The organism is Phormidesmis sp. 146-12 (assembly GCF_052939495.1).
Genome location: NZ_JBJPHS010000068.1, coordinates 18,035 through 37,205 on the forward strand (window position 1 = coordinate 18,035; position 19,171 = coordinate 37,205).

Annotated in this window: 19 protein-coding genes; 12 read left to right on the top strand and 7 right to left on the bottom strand. The window is 49.9% G+C overall.

What is annotated here, in order from left to right; all coding sequences use genetic code 11:
- Nucleotides 1–145: 145 nt before the first annotated feature.
- The 6 genes from ACKFKF_RS23755 to map all read left to right on the top strand — a co-directional run bounded on the left by ACKFKF_RS23755 (nucleotide 146) and on the right by map (nucleotide 7,289).
- Nucleotides 146–889: an energy-coupling factor ABC transporter permease gene (locus ACKFKF_RS23755; RefSeq protein WP_446859082.1), complete on the top strand. Its 744-nt coding sequence runs from the start codon at nucleotides 146–148 to the stop codon at nucleotides 887–889.
- Between the two features lie 35 nt (nucleotides 890–924).
- Entirely contained in the window at nucleotides 925–1,287 is a 363-nt protein-coding gene (locus ACKFKF_RS23760) for a PDGLE domain-containing protein (RefSeq protein ID WP_446869954.1), read from the top strand.
- Nucleotides 1,288–1,322: 35 nt separating this feature from the next.
- Complete coding sequence (gene cbiQ, locus ACKFKF_RS23765) at nucleotides 1,323–2,102, top strand: cobalt ECF transporter T component CbiQ (protein WP_446869955.1); 780 nt, start codon at nucleotides 1,323–1,325, stop codon at nucleotides 2,100–2,102.
- A gap of 342 nt (nucleotides 2,103–2,444) precedes the next feature.
- Entirely contained in the window at nucleotides 2,445–3,269 is an 825-nt protein-coding gene (locus ACKFKF_RS23770; RefSeq protein WP_446869956.1) for an energy-coupling factor ABC transporter ATP-binding protein, read from the top strand.
- Between the two features lie 315 nt (nucleotides 3,270–3,584).
- Entirely contained in the window at nucleotides 3,585–6,374 is a 2,790-nt protein-coding gene (locus ACKFKF_RS23775; protein WP_446869957.1) for a M16 family metallopeptidase, read from the top strand.
- A gap of 102 nt (nucleotides 6,375–6,476) precedes the next feature.
- Nucleotides 6,477–7,289 (top strand): type I methionyl aminopeptidase, encoded by an 813-nt coding sequence (gene map / locus ACKFKF_RS23780; RefSeq protein ID WP_446859087.1) that lies wholly within the window; start codon nucleotides 6,477–6,479, stop codon nucleotides 7,287–7,289.
- A gap of 3 nt (nucleotides 7,290–7,292) precedes the next feature.
- On the opposite strand, the gene ACKFKF_RS23785 is transcribed toward map, so the two are convergent.
- A complete protein-coding gene (locus ACKFKF_RS23785) occupies nucleotides 7,293–7,739 on the bottom strand; it encodes a hypothetical protein (RefSeq protein WP_446869958.1) in 447 nt (148 codons plus the stop codon).
- A gap of 109 nt (nucleotides 7,740–7,848) precedes the next feature.
- Here ACKFKF_RS23785 and ACKFKF_RS23790 point away from each other — a divergent pair, with 109 nt between their 5' ends.
- Nucleotides 7,849–8,514 carry an O-methyltransferase gene (locus tag ACKFKF_RS23790; protein WP_446869959.1) on the top strand — a complete coding sequence of 222 codons (666 nt, stop codon included), beginning with the start codon at nucleotides 7,849–7,851 and terminating at the stop codon, nucleotides 8,512–8,514.
- Nucleotides 8,515–8,644: 130 nt separating this feature from the next.
- On the opposite strand, the gene ACKFKF_RS23795 is transcribed toward ACKFKF_RS23790, so the two are convergent.
- Nucleotides 8,645–9,076: an STAS domain-containing protein gene (locus tag ACKFKF_RS23795; RefSeq protein ID WP_446869960.1), complete on the bottom strand. Its 432-nt coding sequence runs from the start codon at nucleotides 9,074–9,076 to the stop codon at nucleotides 8,645–8,647.
- Between the two features lie 509 nt (nucleotides 9,077–9,585).
- Here ACKFKF_RS23795 and guaA point away from each other — a divergent pair.
- From guaA to ACKFKF_RS23810, 3 genes are all read left to right on the top strand, one after another.
- Complete coding sequence (gene guaA / locus ACKFKF_RS23800) at nucleotides 9,586–11,214, top strand: glutamine-hydrolyzing GMP synthase (RefSeq protein ID WP_446859091.1); 1,629 nt, start codon at nucleotides 9,586–9,588, stop codon at nucleotides 11,212–11,214.
- 79 nt (nucleotides 11,215–11,293) lie between these two features.
- The gene (locus ACKFKF_RS23805; protein ID WP_446869961.1) at nucleotides 11,294–11,446 is read left to right on the top strand and encodes a hypothetical protein; all 153 of its coding nucleotides are present in this window, start codon (nucleotides 11,294–11,296) and stop codon (nucleotides 11,444–11,446) included.
- 95 nt (nucleotides 11,447–11,541) lie between these two features.
- Nucleotides 11,542–12,018 (top strand): DUF4332 domain-containing protein, encoded by a 477-nt coding sequence (locus tag ACKFKF_RS23810; protein WP_446859092.1) that lies wholly within the window; start codon nucleotides 11,542–11,544, stop codon nucleotides 12,016–12,018.
- A gap of 89 nt (nucleotides 12,019–12,107) precedes the next feature.
- On the opposite strand, the gene ACKFKF_RS23815 is transcribed toward ACKFKF_RS23810, so the two are convergent.
- The gene (locus ACKFKF_RS23815; RefSeq protein WP_446859093.1) at nucleotides 12,108–12,626 is read right to left on the bottom strand and encodes a GNAT family N-acetyltransferase; all 519 of its coding nucleotides are present in this window, start codon (nucleotides 12,624–12,626) and stop codon (nucleotides 12,108–12,110) included.
- 256 nt (nucleotides 12,627–12,882) lie between these two features.
- Here ACKFKF_RS23815 and ACKFKF_RS23820 point away from each other — a divergent pair, with 256 nt between their 5' ends.
- Entirely contained in the window at nucleotides 12,883–13,608 is a 726-nt protein-coding gene (locus tag ACKFKF_RS23820; RefSeq protein WP_446859094.1) for a hypothetical protein, read from the top strand.
- 213 nt (nucleotides 13,609–13,821) lie between these two features.
- Entirely contained in the window at nucleotides 13,822–14,694 is an 873-nt protein-coding gene (locus tag ACKFKF_RS23825) for an alpha/beta fold hydrolase (RefSeq protein ID WP_446859095.1), read from the top strand.
- Nucleotides 14,695–14,862: 168 nt separating this feature from the next.
- Here ACKFKF_RS23825 and ACKFKF_RS23830 read toward each other — a convergent pair whose 3' ends face one another.
- The 4 genes from ACKFKF_RS23830 to ACKFKF_RS23845 form a co-directional block, all read right to left on the bottom strand.
- On the bottom strand, nucleotides 14,863–15,879 hold the full coding sequence (locus ACKFKF_RS23830; protein ID WP_446869962.1) for an MraY family glycosyltransferase: 1,017 nt from the start codon (nucleotides 15,877–15,879) through the stop codon (nucleotides 14,863–14,865).
- A 21-nt stretch (nucleotides 15,880–15,900) separates the two neighbouring features.
- Nucleotides 15,901–16,875 (bottom strand): UDP-glucose 4-epimerase family protein, encoded by a 975-nt coding sequence (locus tag ACKFKF_RS23835; RefSeq protein WP_446869963.1) that lies wholly within the window; start codon nucleotides 16,873–16,875, stop codon nucleotides 15,901–15,903.
- Nucleotides 16,872–17,627, bottom strand: a complete 756-nt coding sequence (locus ACKFKF_RS23840) for a glycosyltransferase family 2 protein (RefSeq protein ID WP_446859098.1) — start codon at nucleotides 17,625–17,627, stop codon at nucleotides 16,872–16,874. The genes ACKFKF_RS23835 and ACKFKF_RS23840 overlap by 4 nt, the downstream gene beginning before the upstream one ends.
- 360 nt (nucleotides 17,628–17,987) lie before the next feature.
- Nucleotides 17,988–18,905 carry a hypothetical protein gene (locus ACKFKF_RS23845; RefSeq protein WP_446869964.1) on the bottom strand — a complete coding sequence of 306 codons (918 nt, stop codon included), beginning with the start codon at nucleotides 18,903–18,905 and terminating at the stop codon, nucleotides 17,988–17,990.
- Between the last annotated feature and the right edge of the window lie 266 nt (nucleotides 18,906–19,171).

A 19,171-nucleotide genomic window follows, 5' to 3' on the forward strand; every position in this document is an offset into this window, starting at 1 on the left:
GCCTGTTTGATAGGATTCCTCTCTTTGTAACAATCCTGAATTCCTGCTTAAGTTTACCGCTCAATGCCCCCGGAGAGGATTGAATTCTCTAGAGTACGCAAGTTTACTGAAACTCGAAGACGTTTTTACTCATTACAAAATGACTATGGCTGATCTACCGTCTGTTTTATCTGGCTCCCTGCTCCAGTGGGCGGCTCCTCAATTGGCGCTGCATATCCCGGATGGGTTCCTGAATTTGCCCGTGATGGGGGTGACCTGGGTGATGGCGATCGCTCTGATTGTGGTCTCGCTCCAAAAAGCTCAGGCGGAGTACCAGGAACGAACGGTTCCGCTGATGGGAGTTTGTGCGGCCTTTATTTTTGCTGCACAGATGATTAATTTTCCGATTCCAGGAGGAACTTCGGGACACTTGCTGGGGGGGACTTTGGCAGGCGCTTTGTTGGGGCCGTGGGCAGGTTCGCTGGTGATGGCTTGTGTCTTTATGGTGCAGGGCTTCATCTTTCAAGACGGCGGCATTACGGTGATGGGAGCCAACATTTTCAACATGGGACTGATTGGCACGTTTTTAGGATATTACTTGTTTCGAGGAATTCGACGGGCGATCGGGCAGGACAAACTCGCAGGCATGGTGGCAGGGTCGGCGATCGCGTCCTGGGTCAGTGTGGTAGTGGCCTCGGTCTCAACGGCGCTTCAACTGGCGATTTCTGGCACTGTTCCGCTTCAGGTGGCGATGGTGGCGATGATCGGCTGGCACATTCTGATCGGCATCGGTGAAGCCCTGATTACGGTGGCAACGGTAAGCTTTGTGTGGCGGACTCGACCTGATTTGTTTTACCGTCCACCCCATAGAGCAACGTCGTCAATTCCACGATCGCTCTCGACTCGCTAATCCAAGAATTCTTCACCCCCCAACTCGAACAAACTATGAACACGAACGCAACCAGAACGCGCAATCGAGCCATGATCTTCGCGGGTTTAGGAATCGCTCTACTAATTGCTGTCTTTTTGTCTCCATTCGCCAGTCAAGATCCAGACGGGCTAGACCGGGTATCTGAAGATTTGAAATTTGGCGATAAAGAGGCCGCCGAAAAGCCTGCCGAAAAGCTGCCGTTTTACGAAGTGTTTGATGAATATGCGCTGAGAGGCGTTCCGGAACAGGTGGCCACACCGATCGCGGGTTTGGTCGGCACATTGGCAACCTTTGGACTAGCCTGGGGCATCGGCAAACTGGTCGTTAAAGGCGATTCTGATCGCAGCGATTCACAAACGGATTCACGCATTGATTAGTTAAGAGGATTTGAAGATTAGTTAAGAGGATTTGAATGCTGCTATTGCACATTGGCGCAATTCATCTAGATGTGGACAGTCAGCGAAAAACGCCCTGGCACGCTCTCACGCCCAAAACTCGGATTCTCTGTGTGTTGCTGTTATTACTGGCGATCGTGCTGACTCCGAATGGGCGCTGGTGGACTTGGGCAATTTATGGGAGTGCGGTGGCGATCGCCCTATTGGTCAGTCAAATCACGTTTTCGGTTTTGCTCAAGCGAGTGGCGGTGGAATCAGCCTTTGTTAGTGTCGTTTTGCTGGGCACGTTGTTTCGCGAAGGCGGCACGATCCTCTGGCAGTGGGGATTTCTCAAAATTACAACCACGGGATTGATGATTTTGGGCAGTGTGGTGACAAAAGCGCTGTTATCGTTGCTGCTGTTAAATATTTTGACGCTGACGACTTCGGTGCCTGCGCTGCTTCAAGCCCTTACTGAGTTAAAAACTCCACCGCTTTTGGTTGCCATTCTCGAATCAATGTATCGCTATATCGCAGTGCTGATTGACGAATTTAACGCGATGCGACGGGCGGCCCTATCTCGCAATCTCATGAATAGTCGGCGCTGGCAAAGACTTGTAGTGGGCAACATGATTGGTTCTCTCTTTATCCGCACCTATGAACGAGGAGAGCGGGTGCATCAAGCAATGCTGTCTCGTGGATATGCCGGGTCGCCTCCCCTGAGAGAAATGCCCAAACCGGGACGGCGCGACATTTTGGCTCTAACTTTGACGGCAATGTTGGCTCTAGCAGGCCAGGCTATTTATTTGTTTCTCTAATCTCCGCTTTTAAGGAGTTGGTTCCATGAGTTGAATGAGCAAAACTAAGTTAAGTAAGTTGCTCTGTCGAGTCCAACAGTCTGAGCGGAGGTTCTAAGCGGAGGTTTGGATTGATCGGAGACTAAAGTTTTGGAGATCCCCCCTAGCCCCCTCTAAGAACAAGGGAAAATTAGAGCGGGAGATTTAGAGCAGTTGAAGGCTGTCATATTAGAAAAGTATCTTCCCAAATATTCTCGCCCAAATATTCTCGAAAGTTGATGCCTCAACCCGGATCTACGGTGAGCCAAGAGCGAAAGGGATTAGGCAAAACTTCTATATTGTTTTAGGTAAGCGCGATCGCTCATGCACCACAATCCGATTGTTATCGAAAATCTCAGCTACACCTACCCAGATGGTACACAAGCACTCAGACACGTTAATATCTCCATCCGGCCGACTGAGCGGGTGGCATTAGTGGGGGCAAATGGCTCCGGAAAATCAACACTGCTGCTGCACTTTAATGGTCTGCTGGCTCCCCAAACGGGACAGGTAATTGTCGGTGAACTGGAGATGCGTCCCGAAAACCTTAAGCAGATTCGCAACTTTGTCGGATTGGTATTTCAGAATCCAGATGACCAGCTATTTATGCCAACGGTTTGGGAAGATGTCACCTTTGGCCCGTTAAATCAAGACATTCGCGGCGAAGCGTTGAACCATCGAGCCATCCATGCGCTGCGCTGTGTAGGACTTGATCCTGATCATTACGCTTCTCGCAATGCCAGTGGGTTGTCGGGTGGTGAAAAGAAACGAGTCGCGATGGCGGGCGTGTTGGCCATGCAGCCTCAAGTCTTGGTATTAGACGAACCCTCGGCCCAGCTTGACCCGCGATCGCGCCGTCAGTTAATCGATTTATTAGCGACCCTTCCCTTAACCCAACTGATCGCAACTCATGATTTAGATCTGGCGTTAGAACTGTGCGATCGTACGATCGTTCTCGGTCGAGGAGAAGTCGTTTACGACGGAGAAACTGAGCGAGTTTTGAGCGACCCCGACCTACTAGCCCAACATGCGCTAGAATCGCCTCTCAGCTACAGTCGCCCCTATTGTCAACTCGAACACGCCCCTGAGTCACAGTTATCACATCCTCCTCTATCACATCCTCCTCAAAAGCCTTTCCACCTTCACTAAAAAGCGCAAAGAAACTCAAAATCCAGCCTCGGCGTTGCTGATTGGAGGGATGAATCTGGGGGAAGTGTCCATCTTTTCGCCCCCTAAATCCCCCAAAAATGGGAGACTTTGAACCTTGGGTTTCCTGCCGCTTTGGGGCAATTCATCCTCTGATTCAGCAACGCCCCAGCCTCCAAACTAAAAACAAAGCAAGTCCAATTCTTGTTTCCTCCCTCCTCCCTCTCGCGAAGCGGAACCCCCAAAGGGGGAACAGATCATCGAAGTTCTCCCTCCTTCTCAAGCCCGGTCAATTGCCCAACCTAATCCCACTGCCTCATGTCATTTCTATCCTTCCTGAAACGATATCGTCTGCCAAGTTTTTTGTTTGCTTTGTGCCTGACCGTCATTCTTTTATCAGGTGAGACAGCTTTTTTGCAGTCAGCCAACGCCCTTCCGCCACAAGCTGCGGCCAAATCTTCAGCCATCTCGACGACCGAACAGGTGAAAAAAACGGTTCTCGACAATGGCTTAACTGTCTTAACCAAAGCGGTGCCGACTGCGCCTGTGGTCACAGTTCAAGTCTGGTATCGAGTCGGGTCGCGCAACGAAGCCCCCGGCGTAAACGGTATTGCTCACCAGTTAGAACATTTGATGTTTAAGGGCACCCAAGATCGGCCAATTCAGTTTGGTCGATTGTTTAGCGCGTTGGGGAGCCAGTCAAATGCATTCACCAGCTACGATCAGACCGCTTATTTTGGTACGGTTGAACGCGACAAGTTGCGATCGCTCCTCACCCTTGAAGCCGATCGGATGCAGAGTGCTGTGATTGGCGCTGACCAGCTAACGAGCGAAAAGCGTGTCGTGATTTCAGAACTGCAAGGCTACGAAAATAGTCCCGGTTATCGACTCGATCGCGCCGTGATGAGAGCCGCTTTTCCGGATTCTCCCTATGGCTTAATGGTCGGTGGCACCAAGGCGGATGTGCAGTCTTTCACCGTCGAGCAAGTACGTGATTATTACCGCAATTATTATAGTCCTGACAATGCTGTGCTGATTGTCGTGGGTGACATTCAAACAGATGCAACGCTGAACGCTGTTAAAGAACTGTTTGGTAGAGTTCCGTCATCCAACAAACAACGTCCGACGATTCCAAAAGCAAGCGCACCGAGTACAACAAAATTGGATGGTGTGAAGGCTGCGATCGTGCTTAAAGAACCCGGAAGCGCTTCTCTGTTGCAAGCGGTCTATCCCTTGCCCAATGTTACTCACCCCGATGTTCCAGCATTACACCTATTTGATTTAGTGCTGACTCAAGGACGCAGTTCTCGACTCTATCAAGCCCTCATTGAATCTGGTTTAGCCAGTGACTTTGGAGGCTATCCTGCCAATATGATTTCGGGTGGATGGTATGGCTTATCGGCGACGGCCGCCCCCCAACAGGAACTTGCCAAAATTGATCAAACCATTCAAACGACGCTGGCCGATCTGCGAAATAAACCCATTACTTCCGCAGAACTGACACGGGCAAAAGTGCAATTGCGCTCTTCGGTATTGCTGCGAAATCGAGATATTACGGGTCAGGCAATGCAGTTAGGTGACGATCAGACCACTGCTGGAGATTATCAGTTTACCGATCGCTTCTTGGCTGGGGTCGATCGCGTCACGGTTGCTGATATCCAACGGGTCGCCAAAACCTATTTTGATCCGTCTCGACAAACGTTGGGCTTTTTTGAACCTACTCAATTGGATGCCAAAGCGGGCGGGTCGGTCAACGCAGGTCAAACCGCAGAACAGTTTAATCTCGGCCCACCTGTCGATCCGGCTGAAGTTGCCAAGTACTTGCCGCCTGTCGCGAGATCGAACGATCGTCCCACTCAATCGCTGCCCCAAAAAGTTGTTTTGTCCAATGGTCTAAAACTGCTGCTGTTCAAAGATTCCAGTACGCCGACCATTTCGCTGAGTGGACACATCAATGCCGGGGCGTTGTTTGACTCCACCGACAAAGCAGGTTTATCAAAACTGACGGCTGACAACTTGATCAACGGCACTCAGACGCGAGATGCTTTGACGCTGGCGAAGATTTTGGACGATCGCGGCATCAATTTATCGTTCAACACCAATCGAGAAGGCGTTTCGGTAGCGGCGACTGCGCTTTCAGAAAATTTACCCGTCCTCGTTCAAACGATCGCGGATGTGATGCAAAATGCTGCCTTCCCAGAGCGCGAACTCGAACTGAGTCGGCAACGCGCCCTGACAGCGCTCAAAGTACAGATGGATAGCCCTGCCTATGTAGCGCGGCGGATCTTCCAGCAGGCGATTTACCCTTCCAATCACCCGTTTCACAGCTTCCCCACGAGCCGGAGTTTGCAGGGAATTCAGCGATCGGACGTGCTGACCTTCTACAAAACGCACTACCGCCCAGACAATACGACGCTGGCGATCGTGGGTGACTTTGACCCCGCTGAGGTGAAAGCCTTGATCGAAAAAGAACTCGGCACCTGGAAGGCTAGTGGCAAACCTCCGGCCGTAACCTTTCCGTCTGTCTCGCTGCCTGCCAACGTGCTACGTGAAGATCAGGTGATTCCCGGCAAAACGCAGTCCGTAACCTTTCTCGGCTACGCGGGAATTGATCGCAAAGATCCCAAGTTCTACAGTGCTGCCGTGATGAATCAAATTCTCGGTGGCGACACCCTTTCTAGCCGATTAGGAACTGAAATTCGCGATCGTCAGGGACTCACCTACGGCATCTACAGCTACTTTCAAGCAGGCGTACATCAGGGCCCCTTCCTGGTTTCCATGCAAACTGCTCCCGAAGATGCTAACAAAGCGATCGCCAGCACCCTCAAGGTTTTGGAACAGATTCGCAATCAAGGTGTCAGTACGAGCGAAGTCTTAAATGCCCAGCGATCGCTCACCAGCAGTTACCCGGTTGAATTGGCCAATCCAAACAATCTGGCAGACGTGATCTTGATGAACGAAGTGTATGGACTCAACCCCACCGAACTGCGTCAATATCCTAATCAGATCGAAGGAGTCACCCAGGCACAGGTCAGCGAAACCATTCAAGAACTCCTGCATCCCTCTCAGATCGTTGTCGTTACTGCGGGAGGCAAGAGCGCTCCGTAATGCCCCTCTTTCCAACGCCCGTTGACCTAAATTAAGCTACCTTAGAGATTGATTAAGCTTCAAATTAAGTCCCGTCTACTCGCTGAACTACCTGCCCACCTCATGAACATTCTCAGTAATTTAATTCCTCAGTCCACGCCCAAAAAGCGCAAAGGTGTCGAGATCAAATCTCAGCGCGAAATCGAAATCATGCGGCAGGCATCGGCGATCGTAGCCACGGTGCTTAAAGAAATTTCAGAAATGGTTGAGCCAGGAATGACGACGGCCGACCTGGATGCCCACGCCGAAAAGCGCATTCGTGAAATGGGCGCAACTCCCAGCTTCAAAGGCTATCACGGCTTTCCCGCCTCGATTTGTTCCAGCATCAATCACGAAGTGGTTCACGGCATTCCTAACCGCAAGAAAGTAATTCGCGCTGGCGACGTGCTCAAAGTTGACACAGGTGCTTTTTTTGAAGGATTTCACGGCGATTCCTGTATCACGATCGCCGTTCAACAAGTGACTCCTGACGCTGCAAAACTAATCCACGTTGCCGAACAAGCCCTCTACACAGGCATTGAGCAAGTGAAAGCGGGAGCCTTTTTACTCGACTTAGCGGGTGCTATCCAAGATTATGTCGAAGCAAACGGGTTCAAAGTCGTCGAAGACTTCACAGGTCACGGGGTCGGACGCAATCTGCACGAAGAACCCTCTGTCTTCAACTTTCGCACTCACCAGATGCCCAACGTAAAGCTAAGGGCAGGAATGACGCTCGCGATCGAACCCATCATCAACGCAGGCTCCAAAAATACGAGAATTCTCCCCGATCGATGGACAGCCGTCACCGTAGACAACGCCCTCTCTGCCCAGTTTGAACACACCGTTCTCGTCACAGAAACCGGATACGAAATCTTGACAGATCGCACCAAAGTTTAAGCACTACTCTACGAGTGTTGTAATCCAACCAGATTCTTTTTGCGGCTGGGCCACTCGCCAGGTTTTGCCCTCCAATTGTCGCTGCAAATAAACCTCAAACGGATTGTCTTTTTGAGCAACTTTGCGATCGCGCAGCTTTAGCGTGAAATCGTAGGTGCCCTCAATGCGATAGGCGGTCAGGTTTTGAATCGTCAGCGGCGATCGAGTCTTGATCTGAATGCGATCGACCTCTACTTTGGGCGGGTCTAAGCGCAACTGCTGACTGATTTCCTGCTGAGTTTGAGAGACCTGCATGGCGATCGCCTTTCTCACCAAGCTAGTATTCGGCAGTCCACTCGCCCCACAAGCCGTTAGCAAGCCTGTTAAAACTATCGCCAAAATAACTCGGAGTGGACTGTTGCGGGTAACTCGAAGCGACCCCTCGCGGGTAACTCGAAGAGATCGACTCACGTTACTTTCCATCTGTGCCGATCCATCTGTGCTGATCCATCAATGCTGATCCAGTTGTCTTCTCAGATTAGCAGCGATAGCATGAGTCCTGAAAGAATCAGAGGGCAGGATGTACAAAAAATCGTTTGGATTGAGCGAATCGCTTTATCAGTATGTGGTTGCCAATTCTCTGCGAGAGCCTGAAATTCTCACTCAGTTGCGCGACGAAACGGCAAACCATCCCCAGGCGAGAATGCAAATTTCTCCAGAACAGGGGCAGCTAATGGCGCTCTTGATCCAATTAATGGGAGCCAAAAAAGTTTTAGAAATCGGCGTGTTTACGGGCTACAGTTCAACCTGCATCGCTCTGGCACTCCCCGCAGACGGCAAGCTGATCGCCTGTGATGTTAGCGAAGACTATACGGCGATCGCGCGTCGCTATTGGCAAGCCGCCGGAGTCGCTCAAAAAATCACGCTGCATCTGGCCCCCGCCCTCGAAACTTTGGATCAGCTACTTGCTCAAGGAGAGACAGACTTTGATTTTGCCTTCATCGACGCGGACAAAGGCAACTACGCTGACTACTACGATCGCGCCCTACAGCTAATTCGCCCCGGTGGACTAATTGCGATCGACAACGTTCTCTGGTCAGGGCGAGTTGCCGACCCGACCGATCAAGACAAGATTACCAAGACGATTCGGGCTTTCAATCAAAAAGTGGCCCAGGACGATCGCGTCACGATTAGTTTGTTGCCAATTGCCGACGGAGTAACGCTGGCTCTCAAAAAATCTGTCTAGCAGTCGCCAGAGTTAGAAGAGTAGAAAACACTAGAAAACACTGAAAGTCAGACCCAACAGACCTTTAAACTCATCTCTCCTCGCGAAGCAGATTACCCCCAAAGGGGGAACAGATCATCGAAGTTCTCCCTCATCCCTTTAAGAACGCCGTCGCCCTTGCAGCTTTTGCCGCTTTGTAGCCATCCAAAAACTGCTCAAACTCAGGCGAAAACAAATCTATCTGTGTCGATGAAACAACGTCTCGTTGCTGTTCCCAACCTTTGTCTAGAGCGGTACGAGTGATGGCATCCATTCCCAAAAAAGCAAGCGATCTACCCGCAGCGCAAGCCTGTCGCATTCCTGCCAGCAGGGTAGCCACCCCCTGATCGTCGATCGCCTCCACCCACAGCAAATCCACCACCACCGAAGTGGACTGAGCGATCGCCCGTGCCAGCGTTGTCCGAAAGGTAGCTCCCCCAATCCCCGTCAACCGACCACAGGGTTGCAGCACGACTGTATCGATTGCGTCCTCTGGTTGGGCGTTTAGCGTCGAAGTCCTGTGATCTCCAGCAGTAGTGTTCATTCAAGTCTTTGATCGGTTGACAAGAGGGGTTCTCAGACAGTAGAGGCGCGATCGCTGCGAGGCATAACCTCGCAATTTTCTCTAGCGTGGGCTAGCTCCTTCCGAAAGATTAAGGAGAAAAGGACTGAATGGGTGTGTCTTAAATCACCGCGTCTAATTGTGAGCCGATTAAAAAACTCACCCCAATGTACCGTGAGATCAGACAGTATTTTTTGAAGAAGTCATGAAGAGAAAGGAGCTTGCTTTCATCAAAAAAATAAATTGGCTCACTCACCAAAGCTCAAAGCCATCGTTGTAAAAGTTACAGATCGGCGAACCTTTGTAGAAACGGCGATCGCGCCTGCCAAATTCTGCTGACTCACAAAAAAGCGACCCCATGACTTGAGTAACGTTTGCTAATGTGATTAGAATAGCCAGAATACCCAAAATCTAAATTTTCTAACCCCTCGTAAAATCAACTTTCACAGGCTGCTAACTATCCACCTTCAGAATTTCATCAGGTTACTCCCGTGACACCTCAGACAGAACAGTCCGTTCTTTCACAATCCTCTGCATCTACAGAACCCAGCCTGACTCCGCTCAATCGCCAGATGATCGTTATTCTGGACTTTGGCTCCCAATATTCAGAACTCATTGCCCGGCGAATTCGCGAAACTCAGGTTTACTCTGAGGTGCTGTCGTACCGTACCACCGCCGAACAACTGCGCCAACTCAACCCCAAGGGCATCATTCTGTCAGGCGGCCCTAGCTCGGTGTATGATCCCGGCGCTCCCCACTCCGATCCAGAAATCTGGCAGCTAGGAATTCCTGTCCTCGGTGTCTGCTATGGAATGCAGCTAATGGTGCAGCAGCTAGGCGGCGAAGTCGAACGCTCCGATCGCGGCGAATATGGCAAAGCCAGCCTGACGATCGACGACCCGACTGATCTGCTGACCAACGTTGAAGACAACACCACCATGTGGATGAGTCATGGCGATTCGGTATCGAGCCTGCCTGATGGCTTTGAGCTATTGGCCCATACCGCTAACACGCCCTGTGCAGCGATCGCGCATCATGACCACAAACTTTATGGTGTGCAGTTCCATCCCGAAGTGGTGCATTCTCAAGGCGGACAGGCACTGATTCGCAATTTTGTCTACCACATCTGTGAGTGCGAACCCACCTGGACAACCGCCGCTTTTGTCGAAGAAGCGATTCGTGAAATCCGGGCAAAGGTGGGCGACAAGCGAGTGCTGCTGGCCCTTTCGGGAGGCGTTGATTCTTCGACGCTGGCATTTTTGCTGCATCGAGCGATCGGCGATCAGCTTACCTGCATGTTCATCGATCAGGGGTTTATGCGAAAGCTAGAACCCGAACGGTTGGTGAAGTTGTTTAAGGAGCAGTTTCATATCAATGTTCAGTATGTCAATGCTCGCGATCGCTTTTTAGAAGCTGTCAAAGGAGTCACTGATCCCGAAGAAAAACGCAAGCGCATTGGTCACGAATTTATCGGCGTGTTTGAGTCAGAATCCAAGCGGCTTGGCCCATTCGATTATCTAGCTCAAGGCACCCTTTATCCAGACGTGATCGAGTCGGCAGACACAAATGTTGACCCCCAAACGGGTGAGCGAGTCGCTGTCAAGATCAAGAGCCATCACAACGTCGGCGGATTGCCCAAAGACCTACGATTCAAACTGGTGGAGCCGCTTCGCAAACTGTTTAAAGATGAAGTTCGCAAAGTGGGACGATCGATTGGTCTTCCCGAAGAAATCGTCAGCCGTCAACCGTTTCCTGGCCCAGGGTTAGCGATCCGCATTTTGGGCGAAGTCACTGACGATCGATTAGACATTCTCCGAGACGCGGATCTGATTGTCCGGCAAGAGATTAACCGGGCGGGAATGTATCACGAACTATGGCAAGCCTTTGCTGTTTTGTTGCCGATTCGCAGTGTGGGCGTGATGGGCGATCAGCGAACCTATGCTTACCCGATCGTGTTGCGGTTTGTCGCCAGCGAAGACGGCATGACTGCGGACTGGGCGAGAGTTCCCTACGATTTGCTAGAAACCATCTCCAATCGCATCGTCAATGAGGTGCGCGGGGTAAATCGAGTTGTCTATGACATTACATCGAAACCACCGGGGACGATCGAGTGGGAGTAGTTTTGCTTTATAAAAAGGGATGAGGGAGAACTTCGATGATCTGTTCCCCCTTTGGGAGTAATCTGCTTTGAGAGGAGGGATGAGGGATGATTTAAGCGTCTTTCGTCCCTTTATCTTGTGGAAAACTTGCGGAATTCTGTGGAAAACCACGTTTTGTTGTGGAAAACGTGGAGAGTTGGCGGGTTCGTTTAGTCAAATGGGTGTGGTCAATTGGGCAGAACCTTACGGCTGAAAGTCCGCTAAACTAGGAACTCTTGTGCGTTCTGGTCTGCCAGACTAGACGACTCCAAGATTCTTCGGCAAACGACCCATTCGCGAGAAAATTCTGTGGAAACCAACGCAAAGCGGCTTTCTCAAGCTTCTCAGGGGCACCCTGCTCAACCTAAAAGTCTGTCGGCAGATTGGTCGATCGACCAGCTTCCTGGACTTAGCGCCGACGATCAGACTCGCTTGGCAGCTTGCGGCATTCATACCACGCTCGAATTGTTAAAAAAGGGCAAAACTCTCGAACAGCGAACCCTCCTTTCCAGCCAGCTACAAATTCATATCAAACACATCAACAAATGGGTCGCGTTGGCAGACTTAGCCAGAATTCCTAACGTGGGCTGTCAATATTGTGGTCTTTTGCTCCATTCGGGGGTCGCCTCTCCGGATCATCTGCTGCAAATGTCACCCGATCGCCTACATCGACAAATGTTGAGGCTACAAGTCACCAACCTTCAGCGGCGCGATCTGTGTCCGACCTTTGCCGACGTTGAGCAGTGGAGCCAGCAGGCCCGTTTACTGAGTCATCAGGGAAAATGAGCGGTATGAAGGCGATCGATTGATAGCCCTTTTCCCCTAACGATTTGTCTCAGTTGGGTATCTCAAAGCCCCGACTAGGGAACCTTGAGTTAATCTGGATACCAAAACATCCCTTTGATCCCCTCTGGGTCAGACATAAACCCCAAATTTCGGTAGAAGTTCACCACATGCGGGTCAGCAAACAAAGTAATGTTGCTAATATCTTCGCTCCGTAGCTTCTTGATCATAAATTTCATCAGCGCTTTGCCCATCCCTTTCCCCTGGAAGTCAGGATGAACCACAACGTCCCAGATGGTAGCGTTGAAAGCGTGGTCGGAGGTGGCGCGGGAAAACCCAATCAATCGCCGTTGAACGCCCCGTTGCTCCCACATGGAGACAACCAAGAAGCTGTGCTGAATCGCTTTTTTCACCTTTCGCAAGGGACGGCGAGACCAGCCCACCGCATCACACAGTTCTTCTAGCTCGTACAGGTCGATTTCCCGTTCGGTGCTGAAAAATATGCGATTGGCGCGATCGTCGGCACCATCAGCAACGTATCTTTCTAATGGGGCTGCCTTGGCGGCAGAGGGGGCATCAGAACCACTGAATAAGCTTTTCCAAAAACCCATGCAAACGTGGTGGAGGTAGTAAAGGTGAAATCAGTATAGCGAGTATCTCTCTCAGATTCTCTCGCATCTTCATTCTCTCAGGCATTCGCCCAGGTAGCAAATGGACTCAGCGCCCAATTTATTAACTAGTTATCAACTAAGAAGATATTATCAATATCAAATTTGTAGTCGAAAAACTTAAGTAGCTTCTGCGATCGACGACCCTAATCGTCTCATTCATAACTTCATTTTACGAGAAAGTCCCCTCTTCACGCATATGGCCCTGGGTTTAAAACCAACGACGTTAGAACTGTTAAAGCGCTTCAACCGGGCGTTTCCTCAGTTTTATGAGCAATTTGTCAGTAGCGAAATTCAGCTTCAAAATCTCAGGCTGGCCTACCAGCTTTACAAAACTCGACAGGCAGTGATTGAGTTAAAGGCGGAAGGAAGCAAGAGTGCGCTGCATTTTGCTTACCGAAATCAGTCTTTTTTGTTAAGCGATATTTTTGGCGTTCTGGCGGCCTATGGTCTGACGATTCATAGTCTCAGCTTATATGGGCAAATTTACCCGCCGATGCTGGTGTTTATCAAGCTGATTGTGTCTCGCAGCGGCAAGGCGCTAACAGACAAGACCGCAGAAAATGTCTGTCGGGCGGTTCGAGAGGCGCTGGCGGGACGGTTTGAAGTTGAGGAAATGTTGGCGGTCGAATTCAATCTAGATGCGGGCTTAGAGCAGGTTGAGACTGAATTTTACGTTGATCCCGTTTTCCATCTGCCCGCCTTGTTGATCGAAGCGGATAACCAGCCAGGTTTATTCTACAAAGTAATGTACGCCATCTGGCAAGAAGATCTGCTGGTGGTGAATGCCAATTTGCTGGTGTGGCGCGGGCGGACGCGACTGATTCTCTATCTATTAGGCCCCAACGAGAGTCTGATCCCAGAGTATCTGGGGCAAAAAATTGCTGAAGGCGTGAAGCAGAGACTTCTGGGACGCAGATTTTAGGGAATTTCTGTGATTTTGGCTGGCGATTCCAATCAGCGCTTACAAAAATGAAGTCTACCTTCGACCATCAGGAAAGCGGTTTAACCTGCGGCAGATTTTGTTCCGATCGTCACGATTCGTCAGGTTCATCTTTTTGAGAGTGCCTTCTTCATCCCTCAGCCAAGTTTTAAAGCTCAAAACTTTTTGAGATCGCCTTCACGGTAGGATGGAAACATGTCTACCATTTCTGTTTTGGGAGTGCTTCATCGCTATGACTTGACGGCTCCCACCGATTCGCGTGAAGTTTTGGTTTTTGTCCACGGCTGGCTTTTGAGTCGTCATTATTGGCAACCGCTGACTCAGAAACTGGCGATCGACTATCAATGTCTCACCTACGATTTGCGCGGTTTTGGAGAATCTCAGCCGGGTCGATCGCTCGATTGGGAGCATTCGACAGCGCTCTATAGCCTTCAAGCCTACGCGAGGGATTTGGGACTGTTACTAGAAGCGCTCAATCTTTCTAACGTTTGGCTAGTGGGTCATTCGCTGGGTGGCAGTATCGCGCTATGGGCGGCGGATCAGATGAGCGATCGAGTCAGCGGTGTGATCTGTGTGAATGCGGGAGGCGGCATCTACCTCAAAGAAGAGTTTGAGCGGTTTCGCAACGCTGGGAAGCAAATTGTCAAGATGCGGCCGCGCTGGCTGAGTCGGATGCCCTTGATCGATCGGTTGTTTGTGCGGGCGAGTGTGGTCAAGGCTATCGATCGCCATTGGGCAAAACAGCGCTTGATCGATTTTGTGGTGGCTGACTCGGAGGCGGCTTTGGGGACGCTGTTAGATTCTACGACGGAGGCAGAAGTGCATTCTCTTCCTCAAGTGGTGGCTCGACTTCGGCAGCCTGTCTACTTCATTGCGGGGTCAAAAGATCCGATCATGGAGCCAAAATATGTCCGGCATCTAGCCAGCTTTCATGCTCTCTTTGGGGACTGCGGAGAAAACGTGTTTGAGATTGCTGACTGCGGACATTTGGCGATGGTGGAGCAGACAGAAGCCGTTGCCCTACAAATTAGGGCGATCGTTCAGGGGAGCCAAGTTCACGAGATCTAGTAGACCGCAGGTTCGATGAGGTTTCTTGCTGCGTTGTTCAGCGCTTCTGCCCCCCAAACCCCCCAATTTTGGGGGACTTTAAGACAAGGTTTTGCTTTAAAGTTTCTCACGGGTAGGGGATTTGGGGAGCGTTTTTAGACTCGTAATCTTTGTAGAGGATAAGCGAGATTATTGAGTAACGATCGCTTCTCGCTCTCTTTTTTGCATGGTTAGATAGACTTCGGCAAGCCCGATCGCGCTGACTCCACTCATCAGACTCATCAGAGCGCCGACTTCATGAAAGAAATGTAGGTTAGCTGCAATGATCATCGTCATCAGAATGTAGCTAGAGGCGACAGATGCATGGCTCCATCCTGCTTGCTGCAATCTTTGGTAAATGTGAGTTCGGTGAGGCTTAAAGATATTTTCGCGTCGTTGTAAGCGGCGAACTAGCGTGTAGATCGCATCCGCTACTAGAGGCAACGTAATCGCCAACGCTGACCAGGATTGAACGGCATTGTGCGACTGATCAAGTAGCCCGATCGCCACCGTCGCCCCCAAAACCGTACTACCGACATCTCCCATAAAAATCTTGGCGGGTGACCAGTTCCACCACAAAAATCCTAGTAGGGCAACTAGCAGGAGTAGCAGAATCGGCTGATTGAGTTCGATAGCCAAAAAGCCAAGCTGTACAACAGTGACACCCGCTACTAGACCATCTAAGCCATCCATAAAGTTGTAGAAGTTGATCAATGCCGTCATCCCAATTATGGTGAGGACTACTGCAACGATGGTTCCGGCTAGTCCTAATGGAGTCAGCCACGGTTGAGGAAATGCGCCAAACCAAAATACAGCAATGCTGGCGGACATTAACTGAACTAAGTAACGAATCGCAGAAGGCACACTGTAGCGATCGTCAACAATTCCGACGATCGCCAAGGGCAACAACACAGACCAGATATGTAGCGCATCCGTCGGCTTTAGAATTGAATGCTCTGAATTGGTAAGAAAAGGCAATGCTGCACTCGTCAGCGCAAACGCAATTACGAATCCTAATCCACCCCCGCGAGGAGTCGGTTTTGTATGAGAACTGCGATCGTTGGGCACATCCAACAAATAAGAACTCAGATAGTTACGGATAAGCGCAACCAGCAGAAAACTAAGCAATCCACTGGCAATGAGAAAGCTAGGAAAAGTATGTGTCATGAGCGGTTCAAGCAAACATTGCTATAGGTGAGAACTCGATCGCAGATACTCGTCAGCCGTCGCTTTTAAGCCTTGTTGCAAACTAAAAGGCGGCTGCCAGTTCAACGTATGGCCAAGCTTGCTGCTGTCTACTGTGAGAGAGCCGAGCAGACGAGCGATCGCCGCAGACTTTCCCGTAATTTGTCCCAAACGTTTTAGTACTTCTGGCGACACAGGCAACAAGCGGGCAGGACACCCCAACGCAATTGCTAGATGCTGAATTAAATCAGGCGTAGAGACATCCACGCCATCACTGACTAGAAAGGTTTGCCCACTGGCGGCCGGGTGAGCGGCACAGGTCAAAATGGCATCCACCAGATTGCCGACATACACCAGACTACGAGCATTCTCAACTCGACCAAATGGCAACGGCACACCCTGCTTAACTAACTTCATGAGTTGCTGAAAATTAGCCTTCACGCCCGCCCCATAGACCAGTGGCGGTCTGAGAATGACCACTTCTAATCCAGTTTCGGCGGCGACATGCTCAAGGGCAGACTCTGCTTCCCATTTGCTAATTCCATAGGGATCTTGAGGGTTGGGCTGACTGGATGCCGAATAGGTTTTAGCATCTGGAGTAGGACAAGTTACTTGCCCTTCGCCATTGACCTTAATCGAACTGAGATAAACAAATCGACGCACTCCCGATCGAGCAGCGGCGATCGCCAATTCTCTAGTCGCTTCAGTATTGACAGCCCGAAACGCAGCTAAAGGATCGCTCACCTTGTCTCGCATGACATGCACACGAGCCGCTAAATGAACAATGCAATCGACTTGAGACAACACCTCAGAACGAGTTGCAAGATCCGTCAGAGACTCTACAACAACGGGTTTGACTTCACTGGGCAATGTGTGATCGAGCGAGCGTACCACGCCAAAAAACTGAGTATCTGAGTGGGGCGATCGACACAGCGCTGACCCTACAAAGCCAGTTGCGCCTGTTACCAAAATTTTCATGTCGGGCGTTGAATGAGTTGAAAAACCTTCGTGAAATATTTGGAAAACACCCGGACTAAGTTAGTACGAATCTGATTTTCGGCACACCCTCTAACAATCTCTCGATTGAGCACCCAATTACTCTTCAAACTCGTCGTACTCACCCCTCCCACGCGCATTTTGACCATGACTTGGGGAATGTAGCTGTAAGAGAGTTTGTGCTTTGCCAAAAAGCGAGTTAGCAGTTCATAGTCTGAGGCAATCTTGTAGTCGGTTTTGAACAGTCCATAGCGCTCATAAGCCCATCGTTTAACAAAGAAAGTTGGGTGAGCGGGCATCCATCCATCTGCAAACTTTTTGGGATGAAATTTTGCTGAACTGTAGTAGCGAACGACTTTATTCAAATCATCCGGTTTAACAAAAACAAGATCTCCAAAGACTGAATCTGCTTGAGTTTGCTCAAACTGTTTAACAACGGTAGAAATAATGTTGGTATCTGCGTAGAAATCATCTGAGTTGAGAATGCCGATGATTTCGCCTGATGCAAGCTTAATGCCCTTGTTCATGGCATCGTAAATGCCGCGATCGGGTTCAGAAATAAACTGAGCGATCTGATGGCGATACGATTGGAGTACTGCAACAGTGCCGTCTGTCGAAGCTCCGTCAATAATAATATGTTCGATGTCTGGATAGTCTTGCGATAACACAGACTTTACTGTATCTTCAATTGTTTTGCGCCCGTTGTAGACAACGGTAATGATAGAGACTTTCATCACGATCCCATATACAACAAGTAGTGTAAAAATCCGGGCAATATTGAATTGATCTCTGAAGCATAGAGATTTTCCTCACGCTGGATCTCTCTCAAAACGTGAGGAAATCAGAACGCTGACTCTTTTTGCTTTAATAGATCAACTACGCCCTAGATCAACTCAGCAGACCAACTCAGCAACCCTGGCACCTATGTCCATCAGAACTAATTTCAGTCGATCGCAACTCAACATTTTTAGTCGGTGACTCGCTTTAAGATCCGCCTAGCAATCTCCAACTCAGTCTGTGATCGAGAATGCTTTAAACAATCGAGGTTTGACGATCCACACAGTTGCGTCAATTTGCGATTTGCAGGGTCAGGTTTAAGCCGATACTTTAGAGCTTTGGCGGATAAATTCGATCGTTTTCTGCCACCAGCTATCTTGGGGATTGAGAGCAGTGCTGGCTGGACGACTAAATCCATTCCAGTCCCACAAAATCGCCCCCTGTGCCCCTGTCGATCGCACCGTTTGTAATTGCTTAAGCCAAAAATCTCCCGGTATGTAGGAGTAGGCCAGCAGTCGATTACTCATGTGATACCGAGGCCATAGGAAGGGCAGCACAGGCTTACCAAACCGTTGAGCTTCCGCAATGTTTGCGCGGGCGTAGGCTGCCCAAGCATCTTGATCGGTGTAAAAGGTGTAGAGAGAAGGTGCAATAAAATCGACTTTTGCCGTTAAAGGTCTTAGAAATTCATTAGCTGCTCGCCATTTAGTTGATCGATTGGCATCTTTAGCTAAAGGAACCCAATAATCTCGAATAGGCGGAAACCCATAAACTCCAATCTTTAAGGAGGGGCGCTCGCTTTTCATCCAATCAATGACCTGGATGATTTTTTGCATGGTTTTCTGCACGTCTGCTGTAGAGGCCGTGCGAATATCAAAGGGCCAATGCTCAATGTTAACTACAAAGTAGCGATTCCCTTGTTGAACTGCGGTGCGAGCTAATTGCCGACAAGCGGCCTCGTCCGGAGATGACCGGTCTTTGTAGTTTCGCCAAAAGCCTAAGTGGGTTACCCAAATTTTCTCCATGCCGATCGACGGCTTATTAGGATACAACAGTGAATCAAACACCTTGAACGAGGAAGTTGAGACTGTTTGGACAGGTTGCGGTTGAGCAGGATTAGTTGTCTTGTAGAAATAAGAATGCCAGAAACCAAGGTTTAGCAACAAAGGCAGTAGAAATCCAGCGCTAAACAGGATGAACCAGAACGCTTTATGGCGTAGGAAGCGAAACCTCATAATGTGCACTCTATTCCCAGAAGTTAGTGACATTCAGTAAACTTTAAGTGACTTATAGTTGCTACATTTTGATCAATGACGAGTGAGCCTCGATCATCAAGCAGTTGGAATTAAAATAACGTGAATTCGATAGAGTTTTTCCGCTCTGTTACTCAGCACTTCAGCCCCCCAACCCCCCAATTCTGGGGGACTTTTGGACAAGATCTCTCGTTCAAAGTCCCCCAATTTTGGGGGATTTAGGGGGCTGAAGCCGATTGAAACGAAGC